The following is a 13,058-nucleotide window of genomic DNA, read 5'->3' as shown; positions in this document are numbered from 1 at the left end:
TTTGATTGACTGGAACAGACCCTGCTCCAGAAAAAGTAAATGCTTAGCCCCGAGCGCTTTCTACACCCTTACGTAGTGCGCGCACGGTCCCGATAACAGCATCTTTTGTTCCATTTGTGGCCCGGCCGTCTGCATCCAGACTTTCGCGGATAGCTTCCACAAGCACCGAGCCAACAACCACGCCATCTGCGTGGCGGCCAATGTCTCGTGCCTGTTCAGCAGTCTTCACGCCAAAGCCAACGGCGACCGGCAAATCGGTATGCTGTTTGATCCGGGAAACGGAGCTCGCCACAGCCTGCGTATCAGCACTGGCGCTCCCCGTAACACCTGTCACTGAGACGTAATAAACGAAACCGGAAGTGTTGGCTAGCACAGCAGGCAAACGTTTTTCATCAGTGGTCGGCGTTGCAAGGCGAATGAAGTTCAAACCACCCTTCAGGGCGGGAATGCACAGTTCCTCATCTTCCTCAGCAGGAACGTCCACGACGATCAAGCCATCGACACCGGCTTCCTTCGCCTCGGCGACAAACTTGTCAGAGCCACGAACGTAGATCGGGTTGTAGTAACCCATGAGGATGATTGGGGTTTCATCGTCCTTTTCGCGAAACTTGCGCACCATGTCCAAGGTCTTGTCCATGGACTGGCCAGCCTTCAACGCACGCTGCGTTGCCAGCTGAATTGGCACACCTTCGGCCATGGGGTCAGAGAACGGCATGCCCAGCTCAATCACATCGCTGCCAGCCGCTGGAAGGGCCTCCAATATCTCTTGGGACGTTTCCAGATCTGGATCGCCAGCCGTGATGAAGGTCACGAGGGCTGGCCGACCCTCGGCTTTGAGTTTGGCAAATCGCCGATCAATACGCGTCTCTGTCATTTACCCCGACCAATTGGTGTGCTTGGAGAAAGTTCTCCACGAATTCGCTGCACATGGATGTAGGGGTGAGACCTATGCGCTGTCAACAAACAGCTCGGTCAAACGAGGTGTTTTGGCTGATTTTTTACCACTGGCGGTTAATGCGCGGGCCAAAACCCAAGGGTCATCCATAGCAAGTCACAGAGAGTATCGGTTTGTTTACACCTTTCGCGGAAGATGTTGCCCTAACGTAATCAAAGAAAAACAATCCTGAAGTAACAGGAGCTGGCAGTGTTTCTGAACTATTTTGCCTTGTTTCTCATCATCTTTGTGATTTTGGTTGTGGTCTACGGCATCGTCTACATCCACGACATTCCCTACAAGATCGCCGAGAAACGCGAACACCCCCACAAGGACGCCATCTATGCGGCCGGGTGGGTGTCCCTGTTCACGCTTCATGCCATTTGGCCATTTCTCTGGATCTGGGCAACCATGTACCAGAAGGACCGTGGCTATGGCTTTGGCACCCTCAAGCGCAAAGAAGAGGAGCTGGAAGCCAAGGTTGATGAACTCACTGCTCAGATCGCGGCCATGCAACAAAGGCTGCAGGCGTTTGATGACGCAAAGCAGGGGGGCAACTGATGGACCTTCTTCTCATTCTCACATATGTGGCCATTTGCACGGTCATCTTTAAGGTCTTTCGCATCCCGGTAAACGAGTGGTCATTGACCACCGCCGGTCTTGGCGGCGTGTTTTTGATCGCCGGTCTGCTTTTGTTGATGAACTACAGCCACCCGGCCACAACCATCGCCACCACGTTTTACCGCACCACCCCCATCATTTCCTACCTGCGCGCGCCCATTGTCGAGGTCCCCGTCCAACCCAACGTCCGCATTGAAAAGGGCACGCCGCTCTTGGTTCTGGACGACACGGAGGTCCAGAACCGGGTTCAGGAGCTGGAAGCCCGCAAGGCGTTGGTCGTGGCAGATTTTGATGCCAAGCAGGAAGCCGTCAAAGAAGCGCAGGCAAACGTGCAGGCTGCCAACGCCGCGCTTCAGTTGGCGCAAACCCGCCGTGATGATGCCGCTACTCTGGTGGAACGGGATGTGGCGTCCGTTGCCTCTCTGGAATTCCGCGACCGTGAGTTGGAAACCGCGCAGGCCAGCCTGGCAAGCGCAGAAGCGGCCCTGCGCAGCGCCGAACTTGATGTGGGGGCCCAAACCGCCTCCGGTCAGTCTGCCCAGATCGCAGAAATCGAGTCCCAGTTGGCGCAGGCCAAGTGGGAGCTGGATCAAGCCACGATCAAGGCTCCGGCAGATGGCTATGTCACCAGTCTGGCGGTCCGCCCCGGCTTCATGGCCCGGCGCATTGCCCCCAGCATGGTGTTCATCGAAGAGCAGCCCAATCAGGTCATCGCCAGCTTCCTGCAGGTTCACATGCAGCGCCTTCAAGTGGGCGATGAAGCGGAGGTTGCGTTCCTCGGCATTCCCGGCCGCATCTTCAAAGGCAAGATCTCGGCTGTCATCGAGTACATTCCTGAAGGCCAGGTCGCTCCCAGCGGCGAGATCATCTCCCCGGAAGACAGGGGTGATCCGGGTCGCATGAATGTGATCATCGATCTTGACGAAGACATGCGGGAGTACGCCTTGCCGGGCGGCTCATATGGGCAGGTGGCGGTTTACACCGACTACTTCCACCACGTGTCGATCATTCGCAAGGTGCTGCTGCGCATGCAGTCTTGGCTGCACTACCTCTCCTTCGACCACTAAACCAAAAAGCCCCGGAGCGTTTTCCGGGGCTTTTCTGTCTCAACTGGTAGTCTTCTTGAGGTCAGCGGCGGCCATACCGCGCTTCAAGAAGGCCCGCAATGCGGCGTACGTCATGCAGAACTGGCTCCGCAATCTCTGCTGCACGCTCTGCACCTTCGCCAAGAATGGCGTCAATGTGCGTAGGATCTTCCACAAGACGCTTCATTTCCTCACACATGGGCGCAAGCTTTGCCACAGCCAGTTCGGAGAGCGCAGGCTTGAACGCGGAGAACTGCTGTCCACCGAACTCGGCGAGCACTTCATCCTTGGTCTGGCCTGACAACGCTGCGTAGATGCCAACCAGGTTGTTGGCTTCTGGACGCTCTTCCAGGCCCTTCACTTCGCTTGGCAGTGGTTCCGGGTCCGTCTTCGCCTTTTTGATCTTCTTGGCAATGGCGTCCTGATCATCGGTCAGGTTGATGCGGGACAGATCAGAAGGGTCGGATTTGGACATCTTCTTGGTACCGTCCCGCAAGCTCATGATGCGGGTCGCGGTGCCTGCAATCATTGGCTCTGTCAGCGGGAAGTACAGCTCATCCGGCATTTCCGGATTTGGCTCAGGGTTTGGCACGCCAAGGCCCAGTTCCTTGATCCGCTCTGCATAGTCGTTGTTGAACTTCTGTGCGATGTCGCGGGTCAGCTCAAGGTGCTGCTTCTGGTCTTCGCCAACCGGCACGTGGGTTGCACGATAAGCCAGAATGTCAGCGGCCATCAGGTTTGGATAGGCGAACAGGCCAACACTTGCGTTTTCCTGGTTCTTGCCTGCCTTGTCCTTGAACTGTGTCATGCGCTTCAGCCAGCCCATGCGCGCGATACAGTTGAACACCCATGCCAGTTCGGCGTGTTCCTTCACCTGGCTCTGGTTGAAGATGATCGCTTTCTTCGGATCAATGCCCGCTGCCAGATAGGCAGCCGTGACTTCACGGGTGGCGCGGGTCAGGTCTTCAGGGTCTTGCCACACGGTAAGGGCGTGCAGATCCACCACGCAATAGAGCGCTGGCATCTGGTCCTGAAGCGGAACAAAGCGAGAGATGGCACCAAGATAGTTGCCAAGATGAAGGTTGCCGGTGGGTTGAACACCGGAGAAAACGCGGGGCTGAAACGCCGTCATTAGAAAGTTTCCCTAGATACTACGGCCTGTTGGAAGGGCCTGATGGGCATGCAATATGCGCATGCACTGTTAGCGGCTCGCCCTCGTGCTGGCAAGGTGTTCAAACGGCGAAACTAGCTGGTGCCGGAGGTTTTCCGCCCTGCAAACCGCTTGGCATATCCCAGAAAGTTCACCGCCCCGGTAACTTGGGCAAATACACCAAAGGAAATCATACCTGCAGTTACCAGAAGCGCCAGATGCCCGGCCCTGACCAGAAACTGCGGCGAGGTTGCCCCCGGCACATAGGTCGACAAGCCCAGCACGACACCGCCCATCAGCACGCTCGCCAACAGCAGCAAAGGCACCCGGCGCACTGCAGCGGCGTCCAGCTTGAAGTGCCCCCGCTTGTAAAGCAGCAGGCCCAACAGCGCCGTGTTCACCCATCCGGCCACAGAGGTTGCCACCGCAATGCCCACATGGGCCATGAATGGGAACAGGGCCAACGCCAGACCCACGTTGATCACCATGGCAACACCAGCAAAGTACATGGGCGTCTTGGTGTCCTCGCGGGAGAAGTACCCCGGCGAAAGAACCTTGTTCAGTACAAAGGCAGGCAGGCCAACGGCAAACGCCATCAAGGCCCATGCGGTCTGGTCCACCGCTTCCGGGCCAAATGCACCACGCTCAAACAGCACACTGATCACTTCGCGTGGGATCAGCACCAGCGCCACTGCGGCGGGCAAGGTCAGCGCCAGAGCAAATTCCATGGATCGGTTCTGGATGCGCAGCACTTCTTCATCCTGCCCGGAACGCAGTGAGCGCGTCAGGCTGGGCAGCAGCACAACGCCAATGGCAATGCCCACCACGCCAAGCGGCAGCTGATAGACCCGGTCCGCGTAGTAAAGGAAAGAGTTGGCGCTTTCCTGCATGGAGGCGATGATGGTGCCAACGGTAATGTTGATCTGGGTAATGCCTCCAGCCAGAACGCCAGGCAGGCCAAGGGCCAGAAGGCGCTTTACGCCGGGTGTCCAGCGCGGGCGAAACAGTGGGATTTTGAAGCCCAAGCGTTTCAGGTCCACCGCCACAAACGCCAGCTGAACCACACCCGCAACGGCGACACCCGCTACCAGAATAACGCCCGTTGTGGCATCAGGTTCCAGCCCGGCAAGCCCAATGCCGGCAAGCACCAAGCCCATCACCACATTCAACATGACCGGTGCCATGGCTGCCGCAGCAAAGCGCTGGAAGGTGTTCAAGATACCGCTGATGAAGGCCAGCAGCGACATGAACAAAAGGTAGGGAAAGGCCACCCGCGCCATCAACACGGTCAGGTCATACTTTGCCGGATCACTGAAGTACCCCGGTGCCAGCACGTACACCAACAGCGGCATGGCGATTTCAGCCAGCGCCGTGACCACCACCAGTGTCCAGAAAAGCGCTGCTGCAATCTCCCCGGCAAACTGGCGCGCGCCCTCCTCTCCCTTTTCTTCCAGGGAGCGGGCAAAAAGCGGCACAAATGCAGAGTTGAAGGCCCCTTCCGCAAACAGGCGGCGAAACAGGTTCGGCAGCCGAAACGCCACCACAAAAGCATCCGCCACCGGCCCGGCCCCGACAAAGGCGGCGAGCATCACATCACGCAGAAAGCCGAGAAGACGGCTGAGCAGGGTTGCCCCGCCAACGGTTGCAAAGTTTCTGAACAGCATCTTGTATCACTAGCTGGCCAGTCGCGCTCGGCGACGGCGATGGCGGGTTTGGCGTGGCTTCTTGACGGCTTCACCGTCGAAAGCCTCCGTTATCCGCGCCTTTATGGCATCCTGACGACCAACATTGCTTATTTTCTGCCCGGTAAGGTCGGTGACGTAGAAGACGTCCACCGCTTTTTCGCCAAAGGTCACCACATGGGCGGAGGCAATGTTCAAGTTCAGTTCCGAAAGCGCATTCGTCAGACTGAACAACAGGCCGGGGCGGTCGAGGCCGGAGGCTTCCACCACCGTGAAATGCTCAGACCAGGAGTTGCTGACACTCACAGAAGTGCGCACATCAAACGCCTCGTTTTTCTGCAAGGCGTTCTGTTGCTTGCGACTAGGCTTTGGAATCGGTTTGGTGCCGCGCAAGGCTTTCTCAATGATCTCGGTAATGCGCTTGCCGCGTCGCATCTCATCAGCGTCCAGCGGCAATTCTCTGCGAATGGTAATGGTATCGAGGGCGAGGCCATCCTTGGTGGTGTCGATCTGCGCATCAACGATGTTGGCGCCAGCGGCGTAACAGGCCTGCGCGATGATGGAGAGCAAACGTGGATGGTCAGGTGCCAGCACGGTGATCTCGGTGATTTCCTCAAAGGCGTGCGGCTGGACCATGGTGGCCAGGTGCTCTTCCTTCTGGTCGGTTGTGCGGATCAGCTCGGCATGGCGCAGTTTGCGGTCCAGGTCGACCCGTAACCAGTAAGCCGGGTAATGACGTCCAAGGTAGGCCTGCCGTTCTTCCTCCGGCCAGTGCTCCAGACGTTCCAAAACCTCTTGTTTGGCATAGTCCAGCCGCTGCCGGTGAGACAGCTGACCATGGCCGCCACTCATGATTGTTTCGGACTCGTAATAAAGTGTTCTGAGCAGCTGCCCCTTCCAGCCGTTGAAGGTGTTGGGCCCCACCGCGCGGATGTCCGCCACGGTCAGGATCAACAGCAGCTTGAGGCGCTCAAGGCTCTGTACCTTGTTGCAGAAGTCTCGGATCGTTTGCGGATCATTCAGATCCCGGGACTGGGCCACATTGCTCATTTCAAGGTGCATCTCTACCAGCCAGGCCACCGTGTCGGTCTCGGACGGGCTCAGGCCAAGTCGGGGGCACAAGGCACGGGCAATGCGGGCACCGGCCACGGAATGGTCTTCAGGTCGGCCCTTGGCAATGTCGTGCAGCAGCGTGGCCACATAAAGCACGGTGCGGTTCGGAATGGTTTTGATCAGGTCCGTTGAAAGCGGGTGGTTTTCGCTGCCAAGGCCCCGCTCAATTTCGGAAAGCACGCCAATAGAGCGGATCAAGTGCTCATCCACTGTGTAGTGGTGATACATGTTGAACTGCATCATGGCGACGATCTTGCCAAACTCCGGCAGAAAGCGCCCCAGCACGCCCGCCTCATTCATCGAGCGCAACACGATTTCAGGATCGGAGCGTGAGGTCAGCACCTTCAGGAACAACCGGTTCGCCTTTTCGTCCTCCCGCAGTGTGTTGTCGATCAGCCGCAAAGAGCGGCGCATCAGCTTCAACAGCTCGGGGTGCATGTCCAGATTGTTGCGATCAAGCAGATAGAACACCCGGATGAGGTTCACGGGATCGCTTTTGAACACTTCTTTGGAGGCATGCACCAAGCGGCCATTTTCAATGAAGAAGTCCTTGGTGCCCTTGATGGCGGTCTTGCGCGACCTGCGCCCCGGTACCATCACGTTCAAGAAACGCGACAGGCTCGGTGCGGACTTTACATGTTGTTCCTCCAACGCAGCCGCAAAAATGCGGGTCAGGTCCCCCACATCCTTGGCCACGAGGAAGTAGTGCTTCATGAAGCGTTCAACGTCCCGCATTCCGGGATGGTCTTTGTAGCCAAGGCGCTCGGCAATCTCACGCTGCACGTTGAAGGACAGACGGTCATCTTCTCGCCCGGTGAGAAAATGCAGATGGCACCGCACTGCCCAGAGAAAATCTTGAGACTTGCGGAAGCGGTTCAGCTGCCCCCGAGAGAAAACGCCAATTTCTGCAAGATCGGCTCCATTATCCACCCGGTAGAAGTATTTTCCGATCCAGAACAGCGTGTTCAGGTCGCGAAGACCGCCTTTGCTTTCCTTCACATTGGGTTCTACCAGATAGCGCGAGGACCCCTGCCGCTCATGGCGTTCATCCCGCTCGGCCAGCTTGGCCTCAATGAACTCCTTGCCGGTCTGCGCAACGATTTCCTTGTCGAAGCGTTTGACCAGCTCGTCAAACAGCTCTGCATCGCCCCAGACAAGGCGGGATTCCAACAGCGCCGTGCGCACGGTCATGTCCGCCTTTGCCTGACGCATGCATTCGTCAAGGTTTCGGGTGGAATGCCCCACCTTCAGCCCCATGTCCCAGAGCATGTAGAGAATGTACTCCACGATCTGGTCTCCCCAGGGGGTCTGTTTGTACGGCCACAGGAAAAGCAGGTCCACGTCTGACTTCGGTGCCAGTGTCCCTCGGCCATAACCACCAACGGCAATCACGGAGAGGCGCTCCGCTTTGCTGGGGGTCGGGTTGGGGTAGACGCGTTTTGTGGCGAACTCGTAAATCACTTTGATGAGGAGATCCTGAACGAAGCTCAGGCGCTCGGCGCAGTGACGCCCACTCCCATCTGCAAACAGCATTTGCTCGATGGTCTTTCGGGCGTCGCTGTTCAGTTCCTTCAGCCGACCTAGGATGGCGTTCCGCACCTTGGGGCTTGATGGGTCTCCACCATGCTCGGAAATCACGTTCTCAAAAGAGACGAGAACGTCGTTGACCGGTACCAGATGTTCGATCTCAAGGTCGCGTGGTGTCATCTTTAAACTTCCATGGAGCGAGCAACGCAGAAAATGACGCTTTAGCTCAACTCAACGCAAAATCGTTTCAAAAAGCTGAGGCGATTCACCCTAAACGTTATCGCGCGCAGAAACCACACGGAGTTGATGCAAAAGATGGTTCAGGGACTCGTCAGAAAGACCACCTATTTTCAGTGCCAGCAAGTTTGCCAGCTCAGTGGCTTGGGGGCTTAATCCCCCTGTATCAATGGTAATGCGCGGGTCGGAAAGCTCGGCGAGGCGCTGCAGTTCTTCCGCTTCATCCCAAATCACGTTGAAATAGGTGATGATGCGCTGGACCATGTACCATGTTGGTTTACTGCGCTTTCCGTGTTCCAGAGCGGACAAATAGGCTGAGGAAACGGAGAGCGCTTCCGCCATCTCTTTCAATGTCACGTTTCGTTTTATGCGTAGCTCGCGCACCTTCGCACCAAAAGGCGTCATGAGTAATCCCCGCTTACTCCCTTGCGTCGGCGGATTCTAACATAAAGGGCCCCCTCTCCGCCGTGCGACGCATGCGCCTGCTCAAAGCCCACAACGAAGCTGCGGAAATCCGGGAGCGACAGCCATTGCGGCACCATACGGCGCAGCACCCCGCGCATATCCCCGTAAGGTGCGCTGTCCGGGCTCGCACCTTTCCCCGTGATCACAAGCACCAGTGAATGACCGGAGGCCTGGCTTTGATAAAGAAATCCCCGCAGCCGGTCATGGGCTTGATGTTGTGTCATGCCATGCAGGTCGATACGGGCATCAATCGGCTTGCCACGGCCACGCACCACCTTGCGTCGTTCCCGCTTGGCCATGGGGGCCAGTGGTGGCAGCGGCGGCGGGGTTGGCTTACTTGGCATGCTCACGCCGTTAAGCTGCTGTTTTTTGGTGTCTTTTACCGGTGATGCTTTTGCTGCGGTCGCAGGCTCGTTGTCGGTTACCTGTTCCTCAAGCGCTTCAACAAACGCTGCGCGGTTGGCCTTGATGGGTGTCAGCGTGGCCGTCACCTTCTGCCAAAGCGCCTTGTCTTCCTTGCTCAAGGCCTTGCGGCGGGATCTTTTTCGGCTCTCAGCGATCATCGGCCTTCTGCATCTTTACCTGTTTGTGCTCTCGGTCGCAGAACGACGAAATCAGCTTTGTGGCGCGTCCGCCCAGCCTTGTCCCCGGCTGCCGGACCGCTGCCAAAGAAGATATCCCCTCGAGCTGATCCGAGTATTGCCGAGCCGGTGTCATGGGCAACCATCAATCGGTTGAAGGGTTTAACCGCTCCCCGAGCGTCAGGCAAGCGGGTCCCGATGAAAATGGGTAAGCCATATTCGTGGAAACGCGGGTCTATCGCCAAACTACGCTCAGCCACAAGCGGCACACCGGCTGCGCCGATCGGGCCATCTTCCCGGTTATTCTCCTCTTCAAGGGTGAAGAAGATGTAGGAGCGGTTCTCGCGCATCAACTCCAGTGCGCCCTTCGGGTTTGCGCCCATCCAGTCCCGTATGGCTTGCATGGACATGTCCTCTCGGGCAACTTGTCCCCGTTCAATGAGCAGCCGTCCAACCGGTGTGTAAGGGTGTCCGGACTTGCCCGCAAACCGCAGGCGATAGGTTCTTCCATCTTCAGTTTCAACCCGGGCAGACCCTTGAATGGCCGTGAAGAAGGCGTCCACCGGATCCTTAACCCACAGAACTTCAAGATTTTTTCCGTCCAGCGCTCCATCCATAACCGCAGCTCGGTCTGGCAGGTTGCGCCGATCCTTTGGCAGGCCATGAAGTGGCCATGCGTAGTCCTTGGTTTTCTTCAACGAGCCTTGCAGGACGGGCTCATAATACCCGGTTACAAACCCGGCTTCGTTTGCACGCAGAGCAATGAAGTTCTCTTCAAAAAACTTTCGGGCTTGCCGATTGGTAGCTGGCACGAGGGCGCGGGCTTTCTTGCAAAGCTCTGCGATTAATTCCCCTTCTTTCCCCCTGGCCTTGGTTGCCGGGCGGTGGCAGGAGCGCGCAAACGCATGAAGGGCCGCAGAATGATCATCTGCAGCCCAGCCATAAATCTCTGAAAATTCAATAGGTTGCATTGGCGGTCCGCTTGCTTGTGCTTGCTTTGCGTAAAAAGCAAGGGCGGCTCCGGCCAAAACAAAAAGGGAGGCCGCTAAAAAAAGCCGCCGTCCCTTCACGCTGTTCGAGCTCATTCGCCGGATTCAGTTGCCACCAGTTTCCAGTTAGGGTCTGGTGTTCCGGTCTCGCGGCTGAAGGTCCAGATGTCGGTCACTTCGGTCACGTTTGTAGGGTCACCTTCAACGATATGCCCCTCTGGACCGCGGGTCGCGGTGATAAGCTGGCTCTTTATCTTCAAGGTGAGCTGCGCAACCTTGTCCTTCAATTCCGCATCAGAAATGCTGGCTTTCTGAATGCCGATAAAGGTGAAATCAACGCGCTCCTTACGGGCCTCACGAGCTTCGATTGCGGCCACGAAACCTTCGTAAACATCCTCAGAAAGCAATGACTTAAGGGTCTTGCGGTCACCTTGTGCGAAGGCGGTGACAATCATTTCATAGGCCGCACCTGCGCCCTGCAGGAACTCCTTGGGATTAAAGCCAGGCTCTGCGGCGAGGATAGCGCGGAGATTGTCGTTCAGCGGCGTATTCACTGGTGCCATCTGGTCAATGGCTTCTTCGGCAAGCTCTTGTGCCTCGTTGGCATTTACACCGGCAGGTTGCTGCGCACTGCCCGGCAACTGAATGACATTGTCACCAGACTGGCCTTGCGGTGCATGCTGAGCATCCTTGCCCGGTTGAGCGGAGTACGGATCATAAGGCGGATTTTCGTTCCCTGTCCGCTTGCCCAAGACTGAACGGAGACGCAGGAAAATGACCACTGCTACGACCAGAATGATGATATTGGTGACGTCGAAAATTTCGCTCATGTCGCGTTACCGACCAATCCTTTGTAGTTAATGCTGCCGCATCTCGACATCGCCCCTCGGCTCAGCGTGACACGCCCTAAACAGCCATAGTGTACATATTGACCCCAATCTAAGGGTTATGAGGCCAACATCCAATGGCTTAGCACCATATCAAACACGAATTTTATTGCCGATGCCCCTTTAGACTCGAAGTAGAGAGGTCTTCCGCGACATTACCAGCAATACATACTCGCAATTTTGGCCATCAACCCATATATATAGGGCGTTTGGTAAAACAATGCGAGCGCCATGCCTGTCGGACTTATAATTCTAGCCGCCTTTATCCTTGTCCCCACTGTCGAGATCTTCTTGTTCGTGGAGGTCGGAAGCGTTATTGGCGCGATTCCAACGATCCTGCTGACGATTCTGACGGCCGTTACTGGCACAGCGCTTCTGCGTCACCAAGGACTCAGCCTGCTGATGCGCATGCGTTCAGAAATGGATGCGGGCCGCATGCCAGGCGACGAAATGGTACATGGTGCGTTTATCGTTCTCGCGGGCATCTGTCTTCTCATTCCTGGCTTCTTTACTGATGCCATTGGTCTTTTGCTCTTCATTCCAGCCGTGCGGACGTACCTTGGCCGTGCTTTGGCCTCTCGTGTGCAAGTAGATGGAAACGTGCACATGCACCGCCACTATCGTACGGAAGACGGTGTGGTGGATCTGGACGCGGATGAGTGGTCAAGCCACAAGCCCGGCGATTCCAGAGGACCATCCCAATCGGGTCCGCGCACCATCGAGCATGACAGCGACACACCGTGGAAGCCGGAAGATCGCAATTAGAAAAGCGCCCCTGCTTTGATCTGCCTCCAATCGTTGGATGATCCCCTAATTGCGAAAACGGTAGGTCAGAGCGTCATATTTGCGCCGATTCAGGAGTGAGAAGAAGGGATTTGTTTCTATCCTTCAGCTAGAGTAGTTTCAGCTTGCCGGCAACAAGAACAACAAAAGGCTCTGGCTACTCATGTTGTACCTGCTTCCGATCTCACATCTGCGTGCGTCGCTGCTATTTTTTCTGCTATGTTTTGTCGTGGTCCTCGTCGTCCCTGCAGCGGGGCAGCAAAACAGGGCCATAGAACGTCTTCATGTCATGATGGAGCGTTTTGCCGAGAGCGAAAACATCGGTTTTACGGCAGTTGTGAGCGAGGAACGGGTGTTCCGGGATGGCGTATCGCTCAATTTCGTCTATCAATATCAGGCTAAAATTTCCGGCACTGACAAGCTGAAGATCATCATGCCAAGAGTTGATGGTGTCAGTGAGCTGTATTTCTATGACGGCATCATCAGCTACTATGACAAGACTCGGAACCTCTTCACGGAGGGCGACTTCAACGCCACCAACATGGACCTTCTGATGGTTTTGCGGGAGGATTTCGGTCTGAAACTTCCCGGGCTTGATATCGTGGACAGGAACTTGTCAGAGCGCCTGCCAACACTCACCAAGCGGGCTTTGTTCATCGGACGCACCAGCTTCCCGGAGGGCGATGCAGATCATCTGGCCTTTGTCTCCGAAACTCTGCATTGGCAGGTTTGGATTTCCTCCGATACCGGTTTGCCGAGATATCTGATCCTCACCCACACCAAAGAGCCCGGAGAACCTCAGACCCATGTGCGCTTCATGCATTGGGATTTGGAAACATCGCATGATCTGGCGGTATTTGACTTCAACCCGCCAGCCAATGCGGCCCCCTTTCAAATGGGTGAGCGCAGTGTTGAACGGCGGTAGTCGGCATAATCACAGCGGGTTTGCCATTACTAATCAAAGCTGCGAATAGCTCACTGAGGGGCGCTTTTTCCCTTTTCAA

Annotated in this window: 12 protein-coding genes; 4 read left to right on the top strand and 8 right to left on the bottom strand. The window is 56.4% G+C overall.

The genetic code is table 11. The annotated features are described in order from the left end of the window. Positions 1 to 43: 43 nt before the first annotated feature. Positions 44 to 874 (bottom strand): tryptophan synthase subunit alpha, encoded by an 831-nt coding sequence (gene trpA, locus Q3Y58_RS16095; RefSeq protein ID WP_319622932.1) that lies wholly within the window; start codon positions 872 to 874, stop codon positions 44 to 46. A 270-nt stretch (positions 875 to 1,144) separates the two neighbouring features. On the opposite strand from trpA, the gene Q3Y58_RS16090 reads away from it, so the two are divergent. Then, complete coding sequence (locus Q3Y58_RS16090) at positions 1,145 to 1,495, top strand: DUF3302 domain-containing protein (RefSeq protein WP_274217690.1); 351 nt, start codon at positions 1,145 to 1,147, stop codon at positions 1,493 to 1,495. Further along, positions 1,495 to 2,622 (top strand): HlyD family secretion protein, encoded by a 1,128-nt coding sequence (locus Q3Y58_RS16085; RefSeq protein ID WP_274217691.1) that lies wholly within the window; start codon positions 1,495 to 1,497, stop codon positions 2,620 to 2,622. Before Q3Y58_RS16090 ends, Q3Y58_RS16085 begins: the two co-directional genes overlap by 1 nt. Positions 2,623 to 2,683: 61 nt before the next feature. On the opposite strand, the gene trpS is transcribed toward Q3Y58_RS16085, so the two are convergent. From trpS to Q3Y58_RS16050, 7 genes are all read right to left on the bottom strand, one after another. Next, positions 2,684 to 3,772, bottom strand: coding sequence for a tryptophan--tRNA ligase (gene trpS, locus Q3Y58_RS16080; RefSeq protein ID WP_319622931.1), 1,089 nt, complete (start codon positions 3,770 to 3,772; stop codon positions 2,684 to 2,686). Positions 3,773 to 3,885: 113 nt separating this feature from the next. Beyond that, positions 3,886 to 5,454, bottom strand: coding sequence for a murein biosynthesis integral membrane protein MurJ (murJ, locus tag Q3Y58_RS16075; protein ID WP_274217693.1), 1,569 nt, complete (start codon positions 5,452 to 5,454; stop codon positions 3,886 to 3,888). Positions 5,455 to 5,463: 9 nt separating this feature from the next. Next, positions 5,464 to 8,292: a [protein-PII] uridylyltransferase gene (locus Q3Y58_RS16070; protein ID WP_319622930.1), complete on the bottom strand. Its 2,829-nt coding sequence runs from the start codon at positions 8,290 to 8,292 to the stop codon at positions 5,464 to 5,466. A gap of 90 nt (positions 8,293 to 8,382) precedes the next feature. After that, positions 8,383 to 8,754 carry a helix-turn-helix domain-containing protein gene (locus Q3Y58_RS16065; RefSeq protein WP_274217695.1) on the bottom strand — a complete coding sequence of 124 codons (372 nt, stop codon included), beginning with the start codon at positions 8,752 to 8,754 and terminating at the stop codon, positions 8,383 to 8,385. Next, complete coding sequence (locus tag Q3Y58_RS16060) at positions 8,751 to 9,377, bottom strand: Smr/MutS family protein (RefSeq protein WP_319622929.1); 627 nt, start codon at positions 9,375 to 9,377, stop codon at positions 8,751 to 8,753. Before Q3Y58_RS16060 ends, Q3Y58_RS16065 begins: the two co-directional genes overlap by 4 nt. Then, entirely contained in the window at positions 9,374 to 10,366 is a 993-nt protein-coding gene (gene mltA, locus Q3Y58_RS16055; RefSeq protein ID WP_319622928.1) for a murein transglycosylase A, read from the bottom strand. The genes Q3Y58_RS16060 and mltA overlap by 4 nt, the downstream gene beginning before the upstream one ends. Before the next feature lie 110 nt (positions 10,367 to 10,476). Beyond that, the gene (locus Q3Y58_RS16050; RefSeq protein ID WP_274217698.1) at positions 10,477 to 11,214 is read right to left on the bottom strand and encodes a Tim44/TimA family putative adaptor protein; all 738 of its coding nucleotides are present in this window, start codon (positions 11,212 to 11,214) and stop codon (positions 10,477 to 10,479) included. Between the two features lie 288 nt (positions 11,215 to 11,502). Between Q3Y58_RS16050 and Q3Y58_RS16045 the strand changes: the two genes are divergently transcribed. Further along, positions 11,503 to 12,036: an FxsA family protein gene (locus Q3Y58_RS16045; RefSeq protein ID WP_319622927.1), complete on the top strand. Its 534-nt coding sequence runs from the start codon at positions 11,503 to 11,505 to the stop codon at positions 12,034 to 12,036. A gap of 181 nt (positions 12,037 to 12,217) precedes the next feature. Continuing rightward, positions 12,218 to 12,979: a DUF2092 domain-containing protein gene (locus Q3Y58_RS16040; RefSeq protein ID WP_319622926.1), complete on the top strand. Its 762-nt coding sequence runs from the start codon at positions 12,218 to 12,220 to the stop codon at positions 12,977 to 12,979. The last annotated feature ends 79 nt before the right edge of the window (positions 12,980 to 13,058 follow it).

Source organism: Nesiotobacter zosterae (assembly GCF_033843645.1).
Lineage (GTDB): Bacteria > Pseudomonadota > Alphaproteobacteria > Rhizobiales > Stappiaceae > Pseudovibrio > Pseudovibrio zosterae.
Note: the sequence above shows the minus strand (reverse complement) of the source record. Positions and strands in the feature narration are given on the sequence as shown.

Excerpts from the sequence above, each read along its gene's own strand:
- trpA (WP_319622932.1), bottom strand. The coding sequence starts at position 874 with ATGACAGAGACGCGTATTGATCGGCGATTTGCCAAACTCAAAGCCGAG.
- Q3Y58_RS16085 (WP_274217691.1), top strand. The coding sequence starts at position 1,495 with ATGGACCTTCTTCTCATTCTCACATATGTGGCCATTTGCACGGTCATC.
- trpS (WP_319622931.1), bottom strand. The coding sequence starts at position 3,772 with ATGACGGCGTTTCAGCCCCGCGTTTTCTCCGGTGTTCAACCCACCGGC.
- murJ (WP_274217693.1), bottom strand. The coding sequence starts at position 5,454 with ATGCTGTTCAGAAACTTTGCAACCGTTGGCGGGGCAACCCTGCTCAGC.
- Q3Y58_RS16070 (WP_319622930.1), bottom strand. The coding sequence starts at position 8,292 with ATGACACCACGCGACCTTGAGATCGAACATCTGGTACCGGTCAACGAC.
- Q3Y58_RS16065 (WP_274217695.1), bottom strand. The coding sequence starts at position 8,754 with ATGACGCCTTTTGGTGCGAAGGTGCGCGAGCTACGCATAAAACGAAAC.
- Q3Y58_RS16060 (WP_319622929.1), bottom strand. The coding sequence starts at position 9,377 with ATGATCGCTGAGAGCCGAAAAAGATCCCGCCGCAAGGCCTTGAGCAAG.
- mltA (WP_319622928.1), bottom strand. The coding sequence starts at position 10,366 with ATGCAACCTATTGAATTTTCAGAGATTTATGGCTGGGCTGCAGATGAT.
- Q3Y58_RS16050 (WP_274217698.1), bottom strand. The coding sequence starts at position 11,214 with ATGAGCGAAATTTTCGACGTCACCAATATCATCATTCTGGTCGTAGCA.
- Q3Y58_RS16045 (WP_319622927.1), top strand. The coding sequence starts at position 11,503 with ATGCCTGTCGGACTTATAATTCTAGCCGCCTTTATCCTTGTCCCCACT.
- Q3Y58_RS16040 (WP_319622926.1), top strand. The coding sequence starts at position 12,218 with ATGTTGTACCTGCTTCCGATCTCACATCTGCGTGCGTCGCTGCTATTT.